Raw genomic sequence first — 20,313 nt, forward strand, 5'->3', positions numbered from 1 at the left:
GCTGTCCGGTAGACCAAACTTCAGGACCGGAAAACAAAAGAAACCGTCCTTCCGGTCATGGAGAATAACCCCCACTACTGAAAGGACGGAGTTTCTAATACCAGTAAATATAACATGAATCGTTATGTCTGCCAATGAAATAGGTCCTTGCTATTATATGATGAAAATACTATTACGGCATACTGATCTGCAGTCTGGACATCGCTTCTTCTTTCTCCCGGCTCGTGATATGTGTATATACGGTAGTGGTCTGGATAGATGAGTGTCCCAGAAGCTCCTGAACAGTCCGCAAATCCGCCCCCTTACGCAGCAGCATGGTAGCGAAGGAATGGCGCAGCTTGTGGCTAGAGTAAGGTCTGCGGAGGGCAGCGGGTACTTCACTCTGGAAACGGCCAAAGGTATCGGAAGCAATTCCCTGGATCCCCCGGATGGATAATCTGCGCCCTTTTTGAGAGATGAATAAGGCATCCTCCTTACTTCGCCAAGGCTCAAGCCTGTCCGTCAGGGCCTGCTCCAAAAAAGGGGCAAGCTCCGCAGGCACCGGAATATTCCGCCATTTGCGGCCTTTTCCGAATACTCTAAGTGTAAGGCGTTCGGCATTATAGTCGCTCAGATTCAGGGTGTGAACCTCCCCTACCCGCAGTCCCATATAGGACATAAGCAGAAAAACCGCGAGGTTACGGCTTCTATACTTCCCTTCGACAGCAGACAAAAACCGCTGCAATTCATGCTCCTCCAGATAGACCGGCTCACGGTTTTTCTCCGTCTTGGATTTCTTAATGCCCGCCGCAGGATTCGCAGTCAGCAATTCAAGCTCCATCAGTGCCTTAAACAAACAGTTAACAGAAGCATGCTTACGGTTACGTGTTGAATCGCTGACTCCCCGCTCACGGACTGAGGTTAAGTAGGACACGATATGCAGCTTCTTGACGGTCTCCAGACTTTTACCGTTCAGACTAACCAGAAACTCCCGCACATCGGCAAGATAGGACTTCTGTGTATATGGGGTAAAGCCGGCATCCTTCATCCAGATTAAAAAAGCATCCAGCTCTTCTTCATAGTCAGGCTCTGGTTGGTTCATGTCAAATTCCCTCCCATTTATTATTGTCTGTTTCCCCGGTTCTCCATGCAGACGCATGATTCTCTACAATTGTCAGGAATTCTGCCAAAGCCGGTGATTTCCACTTTTTATTATGGTACGCGGTTTGGGTAGCTACCCGCTGCGACTCGTCATTCCAATGAAGACGGGCCAGCTTGCCTTCAGCCAGCTCACTCCGGACCGTAATCAGGGGCAAAAAAGAAATACCCAGTCCGGCCATCACACATTGCTTAATCGCTTCTATGCTCCAGAATTCCAGCTTCGGATCGGGGAACACGCCGTGGCTGTTCAAATGCCGCTCGAACAAGGTACGATAGGTGCATCCGGTTTCGGTGTGCAGAATAGTTTCGTCCTTCAGATGAAGCGGCAGAACCTCATCCAGATTCATAAGCGGATGACCAAGCGGAGCAATCAGTGTCATCGCCTCATGAATAAGCGTCTCGGTATGAAGATCCTTATACTCCGTCTCGGGCTGCAGCAAAAATACCAGATCCAGCTCACCGGAGCGGACAAACTCGGTTAGTTCCCAGCAGGCGCCAGGCTTCAGTGTGATCTGCACCTGAGGATACCTTCCGCGGAATTCCTTAATGATGCCAGGCAGCCGAAAAGCAGCCAGTGACTCAGGTGCCCCAATCCGCAGCGCTCCGGTCAGTTCGGTTTCCGAACGCAGCGCAACCTCAGCCATAGTGTGCATCCGGGAGATCTCCTGGGCATACGGGAGCAGACGGCGGCCAGCATCTGTGAGGATAATCTTTTTACTGATACGGTCAAACAGCGGCTGGCCCAGCTCTGCTTCAAGCGCCTGGATCTGGGCGGTAATGCTGGACTGCGCATAATCCAGTTTCTGGGCGGCACGTGTAAAGCTGCCGGTTTCGACTACGACCAGAAATGTAAACAGATGGCGTGATTCCAGGGAGACCCCTCCTTCATATATAATGATTATCTATCGGTTTTTCAGATGGATGTTATCTGTTTATTCCGTTTTTCCAATGGATCTATTATCTGATACTCTATATATAAATACAAGGAAAGCAGGCCATATTCATTATGAAACAAACTTTGCAACGCAATATAGGAATGCCGCAGGCCATTGCCCTATATATTGGGGCCGTGCTGGGTTCAGGGGTTCTGATCGTCCCTGGACTTGCGGCTGAATTGGCTGGGCCTGCCTCTCTTCTCGCTTGGGGATTTATGACGCTGCTGATCCTCCCCTTGGCTCTGTCCATGGGTCTCCTATCCGCCAAATTCCCAAATGCGGGGGGAGTCTCACATTTTGTCACACTGGCATTTGGCCCAAAGGCGGGCGCACTGGTTGGCTGGTTCTTCCTGATGTCGGTCCCGATCGGAGGTCCCGTCGCCGCATTAACCGGAGCCGGTTATATGACGGCAGCTATGGGCTGGGGGGACAATGCCCGAATTGCTCTGGCAGCAGCCATGCTGGGAATTGGCCTGGTTACGAATTGGATTGGAATGCAGGTAGCCGGGAAAGTACAGATTGCTGTGGTGATTGCCATCGTCGCTGTATTGGTATTTTCATTTGCCGCTGCAATTCCCCGGATAGAACGTGTCCACTTTACACCGTTTGCTCCGCACGGCTGGATGAGTGTCGGCCAGGCGGCAGCCATATTGTTCTGGTGCTTCATCGGCTGGGAAGCCGTGTCTCATTTGTCTGAAGAGTTCAAGGACCCCCAGCGGGCTGCAGTCAAGGGCGTCACCATCGCCGCCATTATTGTAGGAGTACTGTATTTCTTGTCCGCACTTGCTACTGTCGGTACCCAGAGCTATCTGAAGGGCGGAGCCGATTCCTCCCTGGTCTGGATCATCAGCCAGCCGCTTGGCTCCTGGGGTGGATTCATCGCCGGCCTGACTGGGCTATTCATCTGCACAGCGACTATTATCGCTTATACCGGCGCCGCTTCGCGAGTAGCCTATGCACTTTCCAGGCAGGGCTATGCCCCTAAATGGATGGGCCGTATGTCGAAGCGATATCAGACCCCCACAGGGGCCATCGGTTTTCTGCTATTGTGCTTTGTCACAGTGCTGTTTCTGTACGGCAGCGGACTGCTTTCCATTACGACGCTGATCCAATTTCCAAATGCCACCTTCATTTTGACATATATCGGGGGCTGTGCTGCGGGAATCCGTCTCCTGAAGGGCAACCGCACGGGTGTTGTGATCAGTTGGATCTCATTCGCCGCAACAGCGGGTGTGTTTCCTTTTACCGGCCTAGCGATTGGTTATCCGCTGTTGATTACTGCCCTCTTCTTCCTGATTGTCTATACCAGAGCGGATCGCAATACAGCCCATCTGGAGCCGGTGCCTGGAGATCCGGAGGAGGTTAAGCGGAAAGCACTTTAAATATTCCGTGATGAGTGATTAGCATACCCGCCAGCAAAACAAACAGGCCGCATCCGTCCTTGTTATCAAGGTCGCTGCGGCCTGTTGTTTTCCTTATACTTTCAAAAGTCTGATATATGGAATATCTTCAGTCTTTACTTGGATTGTATATCCCACTCCAGGGGAATTTGAAATTTGAACGTCTGAACTTTATTGGAAATAGTAATAGGGTGCGCAACAACGGCGGCCACATTATTTTTATCCATTGGTGGAAACCTCAGCTTGAAAGTCAGCTTATCTCTATTAGTCCGAACAGGTTGACTTTGGGTAAATATCATTGCTCCCTGCTTGTCCTCAAGGACTATCCGGGTTTTCCTATTCAGCTCCTTATTCGCTTCATAATACACAACCGTCTCTTTCTCGCCATACTCAATTCCCGTGATACTCAATGTACCGCCAAGGTCACCTTGCAAAACTATCGGGTACTTTTCATCCAGTTGCTTATAAACATCAGCCTGCAGGCTATCATCATTATCTGTATGCTCAGTTAAAGTTAATGTTACATATTTGGGATTGGGATTTAGCTCACTTAGCGGTGGTAAGTTAAAATAATAATAATCCTGGGTAGCTCCACTTCCTCCATAGTTCTTGTATAAGTTACCAATGTCATCCTCCATCACCAAATCAAATTGATAATAGGGCATAACATTTCCAATCACCACTTGAGTGGTTACGGGTCCGAATACCAGCTTATCGACAGAGTACTTGGTATTTTTATAGTTAAATTCCAAGCCGTTAGGATAAACGATTTTCGTCAGTTCATCACTTTTTTTCTTGTTTAAATAGATGGAGACATCCCACTTTCCCTTTGTGGTACCGATACAATCCACAGCCATATTGAGCCACAGTTCGGCAGGCATATCCTTTTCTCCAATACTCATTCGGGTCGTCCCTACAAAAGTGTGCTCACCGGTAATCGTGAAATCATGCGTGGAGATCGAATCTGGCTGAATACCTGAAAAACTAAGATTGTAGTAAACGGCAGCTTCTTTATTTGTCAATTTGGGAGTGGATTCAGGATAACTCACTTCATAGTTCAACACTATTTGAATCCCATCATAATAAACATTAATCACATTAAATTTTATCCCTTTATCCACAACAGAAGCGTTCGCAGATGCACTTAGACTTTTCTCTTCTATCCGATTTAATTCATCAGTATCTACCCCTTTGGCATAAAGGTAATCGAAAAATGGGATGCTGCGTAAAGCTTCTGCCACTTCTGGAGAGACTGTCCCTATGCCTATTAAAGCACCTGAAGCTACGATCAGAGAGACTGCAATACCAGCTCCCCATCTCAACCATCTGGAAAAAGGTCTCCGATTGGCCCTTGCGGGATTGCCAGCTTGTTCATATTTCAACCACACCTCCTCAAATTCGAAGGATGGCTTGTACTTTTCATTTAGCTCTTTTCCCTCACGCTTTAAATCAGCAGCCAAAATCTCATTTCCGGCAGGCTCCGGACGGTTAGAATTTTTCATTTCACCCCTCCTTCATTGTCTGAAGCTCTGGTTCTTTTTCATAATACTGCCTTAGCTTTTTCAGTGCCGCATGCAGACGTGATTTACAGGTTCCAAGCGGAACACTCAAAGCCAAAGCCGTTTCCGGCAGGGGCAGACCTACATAATAATGAAGTGTAACCACCTCTCGCTGTTTTAAGCTCAATCGGCTGACTGCAAGCCATAGCAATTGTTTATTTTCGCTCTGTATCGCCATTAATTCTGCAGAATCCTCAGCATCCACTTCCGGAATTCCGGTAAAAAGTTGCTTCCTGCTTTTTTTACGCAGCATGTTTCGTGCCGTATTGACAGTTATCCGGTACAGCCATGGCCTTAATGCTTTAGTGTCGTCATAGAGATTGAATTTGGCAAAGGCGCGTAGAAAGGTTTCTTGCGTTATATCATCTGCCAGCACCCGATGATTGGTGATCATTAGCGCTACCCCATAGATGTAGGAAGAGTGTTCCTTAAACATCTCTCTGGCTCTTTCCTCTGAAATAGGATAATTCTTCATACTCTCCCCCTTTCAATTCAATGACTATACGCTTTCACCATACCAAACCGTTCGCTTTTATATAAATAAACTGCTTTACCTGCCTGCCGTTTCAGTTCACGAAAACTTGGTTATGAATGAAAGGAGACTGCCCAAAATGGGATAGAAGGAGACGATTGACCATGCCAAAAGATAATAAAATCATTCTCGAAGCTGCGGCCCGAAAATTTGCCGATGACAATGCCGAACCTCCATTTCTGCCTGACCTGGGACCTGAAAAAGGACGTGAAACAGTGAACACTGTGCAGTCCAGTGAAATTTACAAACCGGAAGCAGATCTTCAGGATCTTACCGTGCCTGGTGGACCCGGAGGTGAAGTTCGTATACGTATCATCCGCCCGGTGAACACTTCAAGTGAAACTCTGCCTGTCATTTTGTATATCCATGGTGCAGGGTGGGTCTTCGGCAACAGCCATACCCATGACCGGCTGATCCGTGAGCTGGCAACAGGTGCTGGAGCAGCCCTCGTATTCCCTAAATACAGTCTCTCTCCGGAAGCCAAATATCCTACAGCCATTGAGGAGATTTACGCGGTACTGACATGGATTGCCGATCATGGATCGGAATATGGCCTTGATACCAGTAAATTAACCGTAGCTGGCGATAGTGTCGGCGGAAATATGACCGCTGCCATAACCTTGATGGCCAAGGAGCGGGGCGGCCCGACGATTTCCAAGCAGCTCTTGTTCTATCCGGTAACGGACGCTTCTTTTGACACCGAATCCTACCATCTCTTTGCTGAAGGCTACTTCCTGCAGCGGACCGGGATGAAATGGTTCTGGGATCAATATACAACCAGCGAGGAAGAGCGTGACCAGATCACAGCCTCGCCGCTTCGTGCCAGTCTGGAGCAGCTAAGTGGACTACCAGAAGCACTAATCATAACCGGCGAAGCCGATGTCCTCCGCGATGAAGGCGAAGCCTATGCCAATAAACTGCGGGAAGCCGGTGTATCCGTAACCGCGGTTCGCTTCCAGGGAATAATTCATGACTTCGTGATGCTGAATGCCCTGGCTGAAACCAACGCCAAAAAAGGCGCTATCCTGCTGGCTACCAGTTGGCTTCGTCAATAGGTCAGGTTTAGCGTTTACTTCATTAATATACATCAGCAAACAGGCCTGCAATGGATATTCTCCGGTGCGGGCCTGTTTCTTTGCATGAGGTTACATATTCTATTGTCTATATTTCACCCGTTATTTGCGCTGTGCATAGAACTCAGTCGCTTGGACCAGCATGTCCTTCAATGATCCGAAGGAAGTTCTCTTGCTTACATGTTCATTGAGCTGATCCAGCGGCAGGTGAATTATTTAGTTTACATAATATTATTTATGTTATCTAATTTACTCTTCTCGGGAGCATCTAGCCGTTCATTCGCAAATACTCCCCTATTCTCCGGGTGGCTTCCACAAGCCGCTCTTCCTCTTCTACCAGTGCAATTCGGACGTATCCCTCCCCTTGTTCCCCAAAGGCTGCTCCAGGAATGACTGCTACTCCTGTTCCCAGTAAAAGGTCGTGTGCGAAGCTGTGTGATCTTCCTTGTCCCTGTCCAGTATTGTAGGCATCAGGCAGCTGTGCCCAAATGAACATAGTCGCTCTAGGCTTCTGAACTACCCAGCCTTGCCGAGCCAATGCCGCTATAAATACATCCCGTCTCCGTTCATACAACGGTGCAACTCCTTCATTCTCCCCCGCTTTCATCGCCATCTCCAATGCAGCTACAGCTGCTTCCTGGATGGGGTCGAACACACCATAATCTACATTGCTCTTAAGCTCCCTCAGCGCTCCAACCGCCTCACGGTTACCGGTCATAAAGCCTATCCGGCAGCCAGCCATGTTGAAGCTTTTTGAGAAGGAATGGAATTCAACAACAGTGTCGTGTGCCCCTGGCACCTGCAAAATGCTAACTGGCTTATACCCGTCAAAACCCATTTCCGAATACGCCAGGTCGTGTATAACCAGCACATTCCATTTACGGGCTAATTGGATTAATTTCTCCATATATGTAAGATCCACCGTTGTAGATATCGGATTGCCGGGAAAACTGAGCAGAATAAAAACAGCCTCCTGCCATACCTCATCCGGTATGCTGTCCAAATCAGGAATGAAGGCGTTCTTCTCGAGCAGCGGCAGTGTCCAGGCTTTTACTCCTGCTATCGCTAATGAACCGGAATAAATAGGATACCCCGGGTCAGGCACGATAGCCAGATCACCCGGATTACAGACGGCAAGCGCCAAATGTGCCAATCCATCTTGTGAGCCCATGAGCGCCACGATTTCATCCTCCGGATCTACCGTTACACCAAACCTTGCTTCCATCCAAGCAGCTGCTTGTTTCCGGAATGTCACGCTTCCTCTGGATGATGGATAGGTGTAGCTATTCTCCCTAAGTACAGCTTCACTCAGAACCTGACGTATTTGAAGAGCGGGTGCCTGGTCCGGACTGCCGATTCCCAGATCGATCACATCTAGTCCGGATTGCGATGCTTCCTCTTTCCATGCTGCCACTTCTGCAAAAATGGAGGAACCCAGCCGGGACAGTTTGTCTGATCTCCAGCTTCGTTTGGAATTGCTAAATGTCAACGAGTCCACCTACTTGTTTTTTGAATCATTATAGCATGACCCAGAAGAAGATGATTTCGAAACTTTTAGCGATACTCGGTGAATACATATAATTGTTAGCTATATACTTAAATATTACTTTTTTCCTTTTTATTCAATGGATTCGAGTCGTACAAGTGCCTTATTCCATAAATAAAATCGATCTCATCCAAAACAGCGTATAATTTATGTTATACGCTGTTTTTTTATAGGTTTATAGTTGCCTTTAATATATTTTTTATGTCTCTGCAACGCCACGGGTCAATCTTGAAAAAGAGAGGTTGACGTTTACACATTCTGCTTCAATACCTTCTTTCTAATGATCAACACCACTGAAAGCAACACAGACAACAAAAAAAACAATAGGATTCCCATCCTTCCAATAACATCCCCAACGGCAAATACATCGTTGATTCGTACGGGAATCATGGCGGTAATGAAAATCACCGGCATTAGCCCAAAGATGACAGGGACAAGCCTAATCTTGAACACCTGCGAGATCCCCAAAGCAGCATTAAAGTAAAAACTGCTAAAGATGCAAAACATCTGCATCATCCAGATCACCAATAGCGGGAATTCGAAGCGTTCAAAAAAGAATCCAGTGATCTCTAGGCTGCGCACTAAATCTATAGTAGGCCAGGTACTCGTGATCACAGAATCTATAGACAGACCTCCGATAACCATAACCACAGTGAGAATGTATAAGATCATAGGTATGGCAATTCCCGTTAACATGGCTTTGATCGCATGCTCCGGATGCTGCATGAAGGCTGTGATAACCATCACCACTTCACATCCCGTAAAGACAAGTACTGTGGATTTCAGTCCCCTGATTACAGGCATGAGACCTTCACTTAGTACAGGACGCAAATGGTTAACATCAAATATTCTGATACTAAGGACATAGCATAAGATCAAGATAAAGAAGCTTATGGGGAAAATAATTTGATAGGCTCTGGCGATGGAATTAATGCCTCCAAACACCATATAGGCCCCAATCCAGATGAAGGGAATGATAATTGCCCAAATGGGTGTTCCTTGAAGTAGAAAAAAAATCATTATTTCTCCTAGTACGCGATTTTGAAATCCGGCACTCAATAGAAAGTATAAAATTAATAACAAAGATAAAAATCCTCCTGGGTACCCCCCTACGATCCGTTTGGAGTATTGATAAATGGTCTTACCGGGAAATTGTTGGCTCAGTTTCACCATTATCACAGTAACCAACATTACAATAATCCCACCGAGCACAACAGACATCCATGCGTCCGGAGTCTTGACGGATTCCACCACATCTCTGGGCAAAGTGAGAATCCCCGCCCCTAGTACCGAATTCGTCAAGAATAGTGATGTCTGTCTTGTTGTAATTTTATCATCAGCACGCACAAACATTTCTTCCCCTCCTTCCATTTATTTCTTTGGTTCTGCGTAATTGGATGGGAACATCAAACGCTTGCCTCTACTTCTGCCGGTGAATAAGCAGCACAAATAGTTAAACAAAAATAGCTCATTTTGTATTTATTTACTATTTTATTTTGACTGTCTGATTTATATCTTAATGTCCTTTTTTTCATATAAAACATATTATTTCCATTCATATATGATTTATTCCTCAATCTCTGACCACAAATAAGCTGTATTCAAGCATTCTTACCAAAGCTCTACTTTTTGCAACAGCCAAAGATTGCCCGTGGAACGCTACCTTCTGCCTGGGCATAAGATAGCGTATCAAGAGTGAAGGTGGAATCTGTATGTCTAAGAACAAACGTGGCAAAGCACTATGGCGTACTCCATCCCGGAGCAGAGGAACATGTCCGCTCTGCGGCAGCACGCGAATCAAGCTTCTGTATTTCGGTAAAGGCCTTTCCGGTGAGAAGCTCACCGTCTGTAAAAAATGCGATGGGAAGCAAGCAGTTTAACAAGGTCCACCCTGGGGACCTTCTATTCAATACCATCGGCTTAAAAAAAGGAAGTGCCGTAATTGCGGCACTTCCTTTTCCTTATGAGACTGGAGTATCGCTGCTAGCAGAACGGCTTTCCTATACGTTTAACCGGGCATAGACCGTTTCATGGACAGGAATTCGATTCAGTCTCTTTTCAGAGTATAGGCAAATTCAAGAGAATCTGAACCTTAGTGCGCTGGCTTGATCCACAGCTTGGAGATATCCAGGAAACCAAATGAGCTGGTATGCAACCCAAGCAGGCTATGATTGAGCTGTGCTCTTTTGTTAACATGAGAACCATATAGAAGCCAGCAGTGATCCCGGATGATTCCCTCCACTTTATCCAGCAGCTCAGCCCGTCCCTCTCCGTTTAATAGTGTAAAGTCCTCCAGTTCCCGGTCCAGTAAAGAGCTTTGGGCAGGCTCCAGGTAGGCGTGTAAATAATTGGATTTATTCCTAAAATAATTAATTAATCCCCATTGCCAGTCATCCTCCAGAATTTCCTCCGCCATAATCAGTTCGGCTGAGCTAGGCGCGTCTTTGGCATGTGATTGGATATAGGACTGGAGCTCAATACGCAGCCCGATCTCTGCTCCGCGCCGTTTAAGCCAGTCTGCTTCTTCCAGGTCTTTATGAACTGTATATGCAAGGAGGATACTCTCGCCTTGATAACCACTGCTTGCCAGCAGCTCGCGCGCCTGTTCCAATGGAGGCTCTGTCCAGTCGCTTTGAGCGCTCTTCCAAGGCAGGAAGCTGTCTGCTGGTGTAATGCGGTTGCCGCCCAATTCCCTTACGAGTGCCACTTGGTTGTACAGGATTCGCAGTGCTTGCCGAAAAGCAAGCTGATGATGGACTCCCTTTTTACGGAAATTAACCAGCATGTACCTGCAGCCCAAAGCCGGGTAGTTAATGCTGTTCGTCACGGAACCTTCCGAAGGGAGCTTCATCCGGTACGCACCCGGCAGCTCATATTGACGTTCATTCGGGCCGTGATCCGGCACAAACCAAATATCCACCCGATCCAGATGCGGGCGAATCCCGTAATATTGTTCAAATGCGCTGAGCACCAGCACATCTTCATTCAAATCGCTGATACGGTAGGGTCCAGTCCCGATTAGTTCCGTACGGATGTCTACATCATAAGGTAGAATGCTCATGTGCATGCAACTAAACAAATGCAAGAAGAATAGATTCGGACGACGAAGATGGAAACGAATGCAGTGATCCCCCTCTACACTCACGTGCTCGATGTCCTCATAGTTCCAGATGGCTGGACTGTTCAGATCGAATAAACGCTGCAAGGTTTCCTTAACATCCCGCGAAGTCATCACTCTTCCATGATGGAATCGCACGCTTTTACGAAGAAAGAATACCCATATCTTATAATCCTCACTGCTTTCCCATGTGTGAGCCAGTCCCGGAAGAAAAGTCTGGGTTGAGGCGTCATAGGTAACTAACGTGCTGCAGATTTGCCCTAGCAAATAAGCTTCAAAAGCCGTAATCACAAAAGCCGGGTCCAGCTTCTCCAAACGGCGCCCACGCATCATACGCAGGACATCCTGCCTTGAAGCGGTTTCCGCTTCACTATGAAAGCCCATTTGTATATTCAGCGAGCTGAGCAGCCGTTCCTTTAGCGTTTCATTGGCTTCAGTGACACCGATCAATTCGATGGCTTCCTTAATCTTTCCTTTTCCCATCAACTCCTGAAAGTTATCCTCAATGGCCTCGTCAATTCCCCGCAAAAAAGTCAACTCCGAAGTATGGCCTCTCCCGCGTCCCGGCTTCCAATGAATAAATGCATTTTCTTCAAGCCTCCGCAAAATAAATTTCACATTACGGGGAGTACAGCACAGGGCGGCGGACAAGCTGTCTATCGTTACAGGAACAGGCTCATGGATCCGAAAAGGAATGTTAAACGTTCTTGCTAAATGTATAAAGTGTGCGGTGCTGGTATCCATTGTCGTTGCTCCTCATTAAAGGTGAAATACATCGAATAAATCTTACACTTTTATTTCCCCCTTTTATCATTACAATTATACACAAGTCGTTTTTTATTTCATAGCAGCATTCATAAGCAATCCCAAATTCATCAGTAAGATTAGGAGATCCTCAATCACATGAAACAGCATTTGCGGCACATCCATCCCTTGGCCTGGACCATTATTATCGGCACGATGTTCGGCCGCCTCGTGACCTCGATGAGTATTCCTTTCTTATCCATCTACTTAACCCAAGTTCTCGGTGCTTCGCACTCGCAGACGGGCATAACGGTGGCCGTCAGCTCATTGGCAGGTGTGTTGATCAGCTTCTATGGCGGATACATATCGGATATCTTTGGGCGTAAAATCGTCATGCTGGTCTCTGTATTCGGCTGGGCCTGTGTCTTCTTCGGCTTCGCATCAGCGCAGCATATCTGGGTTTTCTTCCTGGTGAATACGCTGAATGGCCTATGCCGTGCCGTATTCGAGCCAACGTCACGTGCACTACTCTCGGATATCACCCCTCCGGCTCATAAGCTGCTGGTCTTCAATCTGCGGTATGCAGCGGTTAATCTGGGTGTTGTATTCGGCCCGATTATCGGTTTGCAGCTGGGCTCCGCTAAGTCCACCTTCCCGTTTGTGATCGCTGGAGTCGTCTATATTGCTTACGGAATCGTGCTGTTCTTGCAATTCTCGGTCCATCGGTCCAGCCTGCCTGTCCGCTCAGAAGCACACGCTCCACAGCTGCGTGAAGCTCTGGCAGTCACCAGCAGGGACCGGGTATTTTTGCCAGTGCTGCTGGGGACCATCTTTTGTGTACTGGGTTATGGTCATTTCAGCTCTACGCTGGCCCAGTATCTGGCGGTCGATACGCATTTCTCGAACGGCAGTCAGGTCTTTTCCTACATGCTGTCACTTAACGCAATCACCGTATTGGTCGTTCAGTATCCGATTGTCCGCACAGCAAGCAAATTCCCGCCGCTTATTCCGTTAATTCTGGGGAATATTTGTGTGGCGCTGAGCCTGCTCCTGTTCGGGCTTGCCGGTGGAGTAGCGCTTTTAATGCTCAGTGTGGTATTGTTCACGATCGGTGAGGTTCTGCTCTTCACTATGATGGATATGCTGATCGACCGAATTGCCAAGCCTGAATGGAAAGGTACGTATTTCGGCACGATTGGCTTCAATAACCTGGGTAACGTAATGGCTCCTATTCTCGGTGGCCTGCTGTTGGATCAATTTGGCGCCACTAATGGCCCGGCTGTATTTGTTCCGCTCGCTTTAAGTACAGCACTGGGGCTTCCTTTCCTCATTACCGCACACAAAAGACTGACTGCCAGAGAGCACACAGAGGCAAAAATCAGCTCGCAAAGTGCTTGACTCCACAAAGGACCTCTCCTGAACAGCATGAAACAAGACCCGTGTAAGCCAAAGCGCTTAGCGGGTCTTGTTTATGAGGAAGAGGGTTGTAATAGGTTAACATAATATATAATATGTTCCTTATGAATATTGCAACACTTCTTTCAAGAATACAACTTCTGCAGGAATACAAGCTGTTCCTGAATATATCTTCTAATTTCCGGGGGAGAGACGATTTCTGCTTCGTTCAGCAGATTCATTACCTGCCTGCTCGCGGATTCATAACTATACAGATTCAGCGTGTACTCCATGAGCTCATCCGATTCCAATACTCCGACAATTTCGTACTGCTTCATCCGCCGCTGCTGGTCCTTTCCGGTTTTCACAACTACAGGATAGTATTCCTCTTGCTTGCAGCTTTGCTTGAAAGACTCACTCCCTCGCAGCCAATATTCCTCCAGAGCGAAATCTTCTGGGATCATGTAATTGCCTTCCGTAACTTCGGCTGATGTGATCCGCTCGCACTTGAATGTACGAATAGCTTCTGCTGACTCGCAGTATGCCGCCAAATACCAATCTCCCTGCTTCACAATCAGTCCATAGGGCTGTACATTACGGCAAGTCAGATCCCCATTTACCTTACGGTATTGAATCTGAATACATCTGCACCTCCAGACCGCAGACCGAAGCTGCTCGAGACAAGGAATCTCAGTCCGTTCCTCCCACCATGGAGTGTTATCGTAATAAAACCGGTCTTTGGCCTTGCGGATATCCTCCTGGTAGGCAGCTGGCAACGTATTTTCCAGCTTCAGCAGCGCATTCCTAAGCATCAGTCCTGATTCAGTCCATGCATCAAAAGGAATCCCCATTCCCGTCAAGTACAGGTTAATTACCTCTTCCCCGTGCAGCTTTTGAAGATTAACGGTGTATCCCTCCATCAAGGAAATCCCGCCACCCGGCCCGGAAGTTGTCACCATGGGGATTCCCGATTCTGCCAAAACATCAATATCCCTGTATATCGAACGAACGGAGGTTTCCAGCGCTTCCGCCAGCTCTTTCGCCTTTATTTTCCCCCTGGATTCCAGTAGTAAAAGGATTGCAATCAAGCGATGCAGCCTCATTTCCAGCCCCCTAATACATTAGTAAAAGATTAAGATTTTCCGCTCTCGCTCTATTCTTGCCACTCTGATGTCAACAATATAAGTGTATGCTGAATGTATCAGAGAGAGGAGCTGTTGTAAATGAATATTGGCATACTGGGAACTGGCTTTGGAGCTTATCATGCAAGCCTGCTGGTAAAAATGAAAGGTATCAACCGGGTTGTTATCTTTGGTAGGAATGAAACCAAGCTTAATCAGCTGAAGGAAGAACTGGGGGTTGAAATCACTAACTCCATCAACGAAATCCTATCGGATGCCACGCTGGATGTGATTGATATCTGCCTCCCTTCCGGCCTGCACACTAAATATGCTATCGAGGGGCTGAAGGCTGGAAAACATGTGTTTTGCGAAACACCGGTTTGTCTGAGCTGCGAAGATGCTGCGGCTATGCTGCAGGCGGAGAAAATCTATGGAAAACGGATCATGGTCAACCAGTTTATCAAATTTGATCATGCGTATTCCTATTTGTACGAGGCAGTGCAGAGCGGGAAATATGGGAAGCTGCTTCACATATCCTTGAAAAGAGAAACTGCACCGTTATGGGGCGACCTTGGTTTAAGCAAAATTGCTACCCATCTGATGATTCACGAACTGGATATGGTATGCTGGCTGCTGGATAACCCTCCGCTCACCTCAGTTTGGGGAAGCAGCAGCGGACAAGACGGGCAGGCGCTGCTTCATGCGGTTTTAGGTACACCAGAGGTTTCAGCAGAGATCTTAGTCACCTCACAAATGCCTGCTTCGTATCCGTTCACTGTTGGCTATGAAGCCTATTTTGAACAAGCCAAGCTTGAATTTCATGAAATAGATTATCCGGACGGCAAGATTGATGCCACACTGTATGAGTATGGAGTTTCCGGGAAACAGGAGCTTGTACTGGAACAGAGTAATCCCTATGAGAAAAGCCTGTGCTATGCACTCCAATGTTTCCGGGACGGATCAACGTCGATGATCTCGCTGAAGCAAGCTGTGCTTGCTGTGGAAACTGCTTTTGAGATTACCCACAAATTATCTTGAGGTTACAGAACAAATATGGAAACCAGGCCCCCCCACCCTTTTTCTGTTTTTTAGTATTGCTGGATCGTCTATTGTTGTGTTTAGGCGATGTATGGTGGGAGGTGTTGCCGGGTTTGCTTTACTATTGTGAATTATTCATATGATGAAATAAGAGAATTTGTTATCCAAAATCTTGATAATTCGGCTTGTCGATTACATTACCGTTGAGTATAGTTTACGTATTCAATGTTATGTAAAGTATTTTGTATTTTATCATCAAAAGTATCCACTTCCCCCTATTTCCAGCAAATCGCCCGACTTCACGGCCCCTTTTTGCTATAATAAGGTAAATAGTGATGGGGAGGAATCTAATTTGAAAGATGACGAAAAGGTAGATGCAACCTATGTGGAATTTACAGGCAAGCCAGTTCCTAATAGGACTGATCTCCCCCACTCCCGGTACAGGAAAGAACCAGAAGATATAATCTGGCATACCGAAACTATGAGTGTAGACAGCTTTCATGAAGCACATGAATGGATAATGAGCGGACCCTACAACGAGATTGGATATCTCTACAATGGCTATATAACAACGAATTGGATGCTGGCCCATGTTCTTGTGTATGAATGGACTTGGCGGAATACAATTTCTGATCCTCAATTTCTGGTGTACACAAATTATGATTATACCCGTGAAGGCATACTGTACAAAGTTTGGGTTACCCCCGTATCAGCAGTCGGTGTACAAGAAGTAAGACCTGAAGAGTCCTAAAGAATTATAGATAAATCCTGATTAACGCAACCCAATTATAGTTAACATATTTATTATTATGTAATCTTACTGTGTAGGATTGGCTCCAATCAGCTTTGACTTGCATGAAAATAGGAAAAAGGCATACCGTTATAATACGGTACGCCTAATCTTCATTCCATTCGTCAATCGATATTCGCAACCTTCCACTCCCCTTGCTTGGTGCGCAGCAATGAAATCGTATAGCTCTGGTCGGCCTGATAGCCTTCATCCGTCATATACTGAAAGCTTACATCGAAATTTGCCCGCTGTGTACCTTCTGCAGGGATACCCTCATAGGTCATCTCTGTAAAACGGTAAGATGTCGAGGTATTGATGAAGAAGCTGAGGTAGTCTCCGGTTTCCGGTGAGTACATAGTGCTCATAAACTTTTTTTTATCATGTGCAACTATGGCCTGGAGACAGATCATGACCTCATTCAGCATCTGTCTGTTCTCTTTGCCCCCTCCAACATTAGGCTCCTGAATAAAAACTCCGGCAACCAGCGGTGTCCGTTTCTTCATGTATTGCACTTCTCTCAGGATATCTATGAACAGGGGCAGGAGCTCTTCCCGCTGCTCTGGTGTGGTTCGGATTTCAGCTTGATAGATTTGTTCTTTGGCTCGGATTCTGAATACATCCACCCTGCTGTTTCCATCGGGATAGCCGCCCTGGTATTCCTTATATTGAAGCAGAGCAGCAGCACCATCGGCTATTTCAGGTTTGTGTGCACCTGCCGGAGCAGAATCATCTGTCTGAATTTTCCGAAAAGAGATCCAGTTCGACTTGTCGCTTGTCCCCCATGCAGTTCTGCCGTTCCTCTCAAAACGGATTAAGTTCTCCGGCATAAATACCGCCAGCGGCAAATTCCGGTCACTGGAATAATCGGCCTTCAGCTCCGTTCCTCCAGTCGTATAGGCCCTTCCGCTTCCGTCATATTCAGGCACTTCGTCTTTGATCAATGAGACTGATTTTGCCGCAGGCAAAGAAGTTGCCCCAGCAGTAGGCACAGTAGTTGCAGTTGCAGATGGAGTGGAGCTAACCTGTGTCGGATTAGCTTTTGACTCCTGAGTATAAGAATTTGAATTACTGCTACAGCCTGAACTTATCGTAGCCATAGCAGATATGCAGCCTATCCAGAAGATTTTTTGGATGCTGGACATGAACAATCACCTCAATATCCAGACGCTGGAAATCTCTACATGTTGCACTCTATCGAACTATTTTGCTGCTTTATGCTCAATGAATGAGTTGTATATTCAATCCTGTTTTGGTTATTTTATTTATTCACTCTATTAATACTTAACGTGCTGAAATATTGACTGGGATTCCCCTGCCTGGAATTAAAACGTTCTTTGAATTCACCGCCTGTGTAGGAACCGATGACCCGGTGCCAGAAGTTGCGTGCGGGAGTATTGGCGCGAATCTGTGATACCTTCCAGTCACCAGGGAACATATCGAACAACCGGTGTGCTGCCCATGTGCCTACCCCGCTGCGGCGGTATTTTTGCATCACAAAAAACTCTGTCATGTAAAATTGCCCCTCCGAACTGCGAAGCAGCCTATCCACTAGGGCGAAGCCGGCAATCTTATCATCCACCGTAAATAAATAGGCGAATTTATTGTTACCGCTATTCCAGTAAGCCTCCAGGCCGGGATATGGCGGGAACATGCCGTCACGGTCCACCTCAAGCTCCAGATAGCGGGTAAAGTCATATAGATAAAACTGCATCAGCCTGCTGATGGTTTGGCGTTGCTCTTTGGGAACCAGCTCGATTCCAAGTTCCATGGGGTCACCTCTGAGATTCACTTTTATTACACATTCTATAACTTTGTCCCTTCAGGAGCAAGGCAGGCCCCTCATAAGAGCTGTGAATTCCGGCCAAAAGCCACGAAACATGATAAAATAGGAGGAAATCAGAAAGACTAGTCCGCTGAATACCAGAACCCTTAAGGCAGGTGAACAAGTTTTGAGCATTCAAAAAAACACTGACCGCACACATCTCGACCAAAAAGTGCTTCACATGCCATGGTTTGTGCAGCAGTTCATTGACTACAAACGTCCAGATCTCTCACCCTCTACCCTGCTGGAGTATATCCGCGACTATGAATCGTTCTTCGGCTGGCTTCGTGGCGAGGGACTTACCCAGGCCGCCAGCCTGGCAGAGATTACTTTGCTGGATCTGGAGACGTTGCATATGGACAGTATCGTCGGTTACCGCCTGCATCTGACAACACGTGCAGATGGTACAAATTCCAAAGTTACCGTCTCGCGTAAGCTGTCTGCCCTTCGTTCACTATTCCATTATTTAAGCCAGATCGCTGAGGACGAGAACTTCTATCCTTTGCTCAAACGCAACGTGATGGCCAAGGTTGAGATCAAGCGTATTCACAAACCTAAGGATACCGCCGCCAAGCTTAAAGGCAAAATTCTGGAGGACGAAGAACTGCTGGAGTTCGTAGGGTATATTTATGAAGGGTATGGGCGCGATATTGAAGCAAATAAGCAAGCCTATTATTCGTTTCAGCTCAACCGTGAACGCGATGCCTGTATCGCCAGCCTTATTCTCAACTCCGGCCTCCGTGTCTCAGAAGTGGTCAACCTTAATGTGGATGATCTGGATGTGAATAACAAGCTGCTGTACGTCTACCGTAAGGGTCACAATGATGAAACGTTCAAGACACCGGTCTACTTCCGGGAGCAAGCCAAAGATGATCTCTCCCTCTATCTAACGCTGCGCCAGTCCCGTTACAAAACGCCCAAGAAAGAAAAGGCATTGTTCATTGCTCTGCCTAACGGAAGTCATGAAGGCAAACGGATGACCAAGCGTGCAATCCAGGAGATGATTATCAAATACGCCAAACGGTTCGGTAAGCCGTACTTGACTGTGCACAAGCTACGCCACTCATTTGCCACGGACTATTATTTGCAAAATGATATCTACAAAACGAAGGAACAGCTCGGACACGCCTCAACGGAAACAACGGAAGTCTATGCCCATCTTACAGACAAAACAATGTCTGAAGCAATTGAGCGGCGTCTGGAGAGCTGAATACCCATCCACGGAGGGAGTTTATTGTCTCAAATGTTTCAACATATGGATTTACAGTCCAACTGTGAAGAGTGCTTCGGCCTTTGCTGCGCCGCATTGCCCTTTGCTGTATCAACAGATTTTGCTATTAACAAAAATGCGGGCCAGCCTTGTCCCAATCTTCGGGATGACTTCCGCTGCGGGATTCATACCGGCCTGAGAGCCAAAGGATTTAAAGGATGTACGGTATACGAATGCTTCGGTGCAGGCCCCAAGGTTTCCCATCACACCTTTGCCGGCCGGGACTGGCGAGCGGCTCCGGAATCAGCGGCTCTAATGTTCGAGGTCTTCCCGGTAGTGCGTCATCTCCATGAGTTGATGTACTATCTGACCCAAGCACTTGAGTTACCAGCCGCGGGGCCGATCCACAGCCAGCTCCATGCCGTACTTGAGCAGACTACGCGGATGACTCTACTGCCTGCCGAGGCACTGCTGCAGGTGGACGTGCCTACTCACCGAGCAGAAATTAACGAGTTGCTGCTGCGGACAAGCGATTTGGCACGTGATGCCGCTAGGCGTCAACTGAAGAATGTCCCCAAACGACCCAAAAACTATGGCAGAGGTGCCGACCTGATCGGAGCAAAGCTCAAAAGATCCGATCTGCGCTGTGTTAGCTTGCGTGGAGCTTATCTGATTGCGGCAGACCTCAGCGGGGCTGACCTGAGGGGAGCCGATTTGATTGGCGTTGATTTCCGAGACGCGAATCTCTGCGGGGCCGATCTCACAAATACCCTCTTCCTGACCCAATCCCAGCTCAATGCTGCAAAGGGCGATGCATTAACCAAGCTTCCTGACGTACTCGCACGTCCTGAGCATTGGGCTTGATTGTAAACCTGCTGTCTACATCTCAA

General features: G+C 47.3%; 18 protein-coding genes. 8 read left to right on the top strand and 10 right to left on the bottom strand.

Features of this window, described 5'->3' with window-relative positions:
• Positions 1–172: 172 nt before the first annotated feature.
• Positions 173–1,081 carry a tyrosine-type recombinase/integrase gene (locus A3848_RS08330; RefSeq protein WP_074084485.1) on the bottom strand — a complete coding sequence of 303 codons (909 nt, stop codon included), beginning with the start codon at positions 1,079–1,081 and terminating at the stop codon, positions 173–175.
• A 1-nt stretch (position 1,082) separates the two neighbouring features.
• Entirely contained in the window at positions 1,083–2,012 is a 930-nt protein-coding gene (locus tag A3848_RS08335) for a LysR family transcriptional regulator (protein WP_074084486.1), read from the bottom strand.
• Between the two features lie 134 nt (positions 2,013–2,146).
• Between A3848_RS08335 and A3848_RS08340 the strand changes: the two genes are divergently transcribed.
• Positions 2,147–3,457, top strand: a complete 1,311-nt coding sequence (locus A3848_RS08340) for an APC family permease (RefSeq protein WP_074084487.1) — start codon at positions 2,147–2,149, stop codon at positions 3,455–3,457.
• A 134-nt stretch (positions 3,458–3,591) separates the two neighbouring features.
• Here the strand turns inward: A3848_RS08340 and A3848_RS08345 are convergent, their stop codons facing one another.
• Together A3848_RS08345 and A3848_RS08350 are read right to left on the bottom strand one after the other, a co-directional pair.
• Positions 3,592–4,977: a DUF4179 domain-containing protein gene (locus A3848_RS08345; RefSeq protein WP_074084488.1), complete on the bottom strand. Its 1,386-nt coding sequence runs from the start codon at positions 4,975–4,977 to the stop codon at positions 3,592–3,594.
• Position 4,978: 1 nt separating this feature from the next.
• Complete coding sequence (locus A3848_RS08350; RefSeq protein ID WP_074084489.1) at positions 4,979–5,509, bottom strand: RNA polymerase sigma factor; 531 nt, start codon at positions 5,507–5,509, stop codon at positions 4,979–4,981.
• A gap of 161 nt (positions 5,510–5,670) precedes the next feature.
• Here A3848_RS08350 and A3848_RS08355 point away from each other — a divergent pair, with 161 nt between their 5' ends.
• The gene (locus A3848_RS08355) at positions 5,671–6,621 is read left to right on the top strand and encodes an alpha/beta hydrolase (RefSeq protein WP_074084490.1); all 951 of its coding nucleotides are present in this window, start codon (positions 5,671–5,673) and stop codon (positions 6,619–6,621) included.
• Between the two features lie 286 nt (positions 6,622–6,907).
• On the opposite strand, the gene A3848_RS08360 is transcribed toward A3848_RS08355, so the two are convergent.
• Positions 6,908–8,128, bottom strand: coding sequence for an aminotransferase class I/II-fold pyridoxal phosphate-dependent enzyme (locus A3848_RS08360; RefSeq protein WP_074084491.1), 1,221 nt, complete (start codon positions 8,126–8,128; stop codon positions 6,908–6,910).
• Positions 8,129–8,434: 306 nt separating this feature from the next.
• Positions 8,435–9,538 carry a GerAB/ArcD/ProY family transporter gene (locus tag A3848_RS08365; RefSeq protein WP_074084492.1) on the bottom strand — a complete coding sequence of 368 codons (1,104 nt, stop codon included), beginning with the start codon at positions 9,536–9,538 and terminating at the stop codon, positions 8,435–8,437.
• A 375-nt stretch (positions 9,539–9,913) separates the two neighbouring features.
• Here A3848_RS08365 and A3848_RS32200 point away from each other — a divergent pair, with 375 nt between their 5' ends.
• The gene (locus tag A3848_RS32200) at positions 9,914–10,207 is read left to right on the top strand and encodes a hypothetical protein (RefSeq protein ID WP_178381936.1); all 294 of its coding nucleotides are present in this window, start codon (positions 9,914–9,916) and stop codon (positions 10,205–10,207) included.
• A 70-nt stretch (positions 10,208–10,277) separates the two neighbouring features.
• Here A3848_RS32200 and A3848_RS08370 read toward each other — a convergent pair whose 3' ends face one another.
• On the bottom strand, positions 10,278–12,047 hold the full coding sequence (locus A3848_RS08370) for an ABC transporter substrate-binding protein (protein WP_074084493.1): 1,770 nt from the start codon (positions 12,045–12,047) through the stop codon (positions 10,278–10,280).
• 159 nt (positions 12,048–12,206) lie between these two features.
• Between A3848_RS08370 and A3848_RS08375 the strand changes: the two genes are divergently transcribed.
• Positions 12,207–13,445 (top strand): MDR family MFS transporter, encoded by a 1,239-nt coding sequence (locus A3848_RS08375; protein WP_074084494.1) that lies wholly within the window; start codon positions 12,207–12,209, stop codon positions 13,443–13,445.
• A gap of 143 nt (positions 13,446–13,588) precedes the next feature.
• Here the strand turns inward: A3848_RS08375 and A3848_RS08380 are convergent, their stop codons facing one another.
• Positions 13,589–14,545, bottom strand: coding sequence for a helix-turn-helix transcriptional regulator (locus A3848_RS08380; protein WP_074084495.1), 957 nt, complete (start codon positions 14,543–14,545; stop codon positions 13,589–13,591).
• 120 nt (positions 14,546–14,665) lie between these two features.
• Between A3848_RS08380 and A3848_RS08385 the strand changes: the two genes are divergently transcribed.
• Positions 14,666–15,601: a Gfo/Idh/MocA family protein gene (locus A3848_RS08385; protein ID WP_074084496.1), complete on the top strand. Its 936-nt coding sequence runs from the start codon at positions 14,666–14,668 to the stop codon at positions 15,599–15,601.
• 352 nt (positions 15,602–15,953) lie between these two features.
• Complete coding sequence (locus tag A3848_RS08390; RefSeq protein WP_256702234.1) at positions 15,954–16,352, top strand: hypothetical protein; 399 nt, start codon at positions 15,954–15,956, stop codon at positions 16,350–16,352.
• Between the two features lie 164 nt (positions 16,353–16,516).
• Here A3848_RS08390 and A3848_RS08395 read toward each other — a convergent pair whose 3' ends face one another.
• Both A3848_RS08395 and A3848_RS08400 read right to left on the bottom strand, forming a co-directional pair.
• Positions 16,517–17,332, bottom strand: coding sequence for a hypothetical protein (locus A3848_RS08395; protein ID WP_178381937.1), 816 nt, complete (start codon positions 17,330–17,332; stop codon positions 16,517–16,519).
• A 317-nt stretch (positions 17,333–17,649) separates the two neighbouring features.
• Positions 17,650–18,159, bottom strand: a complete 510-nt coding sequence (locus A3848_RS08400) for a GNAT family N-acetyltransferase (RefSeq protein WP_074084498.1) — start codon at positions 18,157–18,159, stop codon at positions 17,650–17,652.
• Positions 18,160–18,340: 181 nt separating this feature from the next.
• Between A3848_RS08400 and xerS the strand changes: the two genes are divergently transcribed.
• Both xerS and A3848_RS08410 read left to right on the top strand, forming a co-directional pair.
• The gene (xerS, locus tag A3848_RS08405; protein ID WP_074084499.1) at positions 18,341–19,423 is read left to right on the top strand and encodes a tyrosine recombinase XerS; all 1,083 of its coding nucleotides are present in this window, start codon (positions 18,341–18,343) and stop codon (positions 19,421–19,423) included.
• 33 nt (positions 19,424–19,456) lie between these two features.
• A complete protein-coding gene (locus tag A3848_RS08410) occupies positions 19,457–20,287 on the top strand; it encodes a pentapeptide repeat-containing protein (protein WP_083612019.1) in 831 nt (276 codons plus the stop codon).
• Positions 20,288–20,313: the final 26 nt, after the last annotated feature.

Source organism: Paenibacillus sp. P32E (assembly GCF_001909085.1).
In the GTDB taxonomy this organism is placed as follows: domain Bacteria; phylum Bacillota; class Bacilli; order Paenibacillales; family Paenibacillaceae; genus Paenibacillus_AQ; species Paenibacillus_AQ helianthi.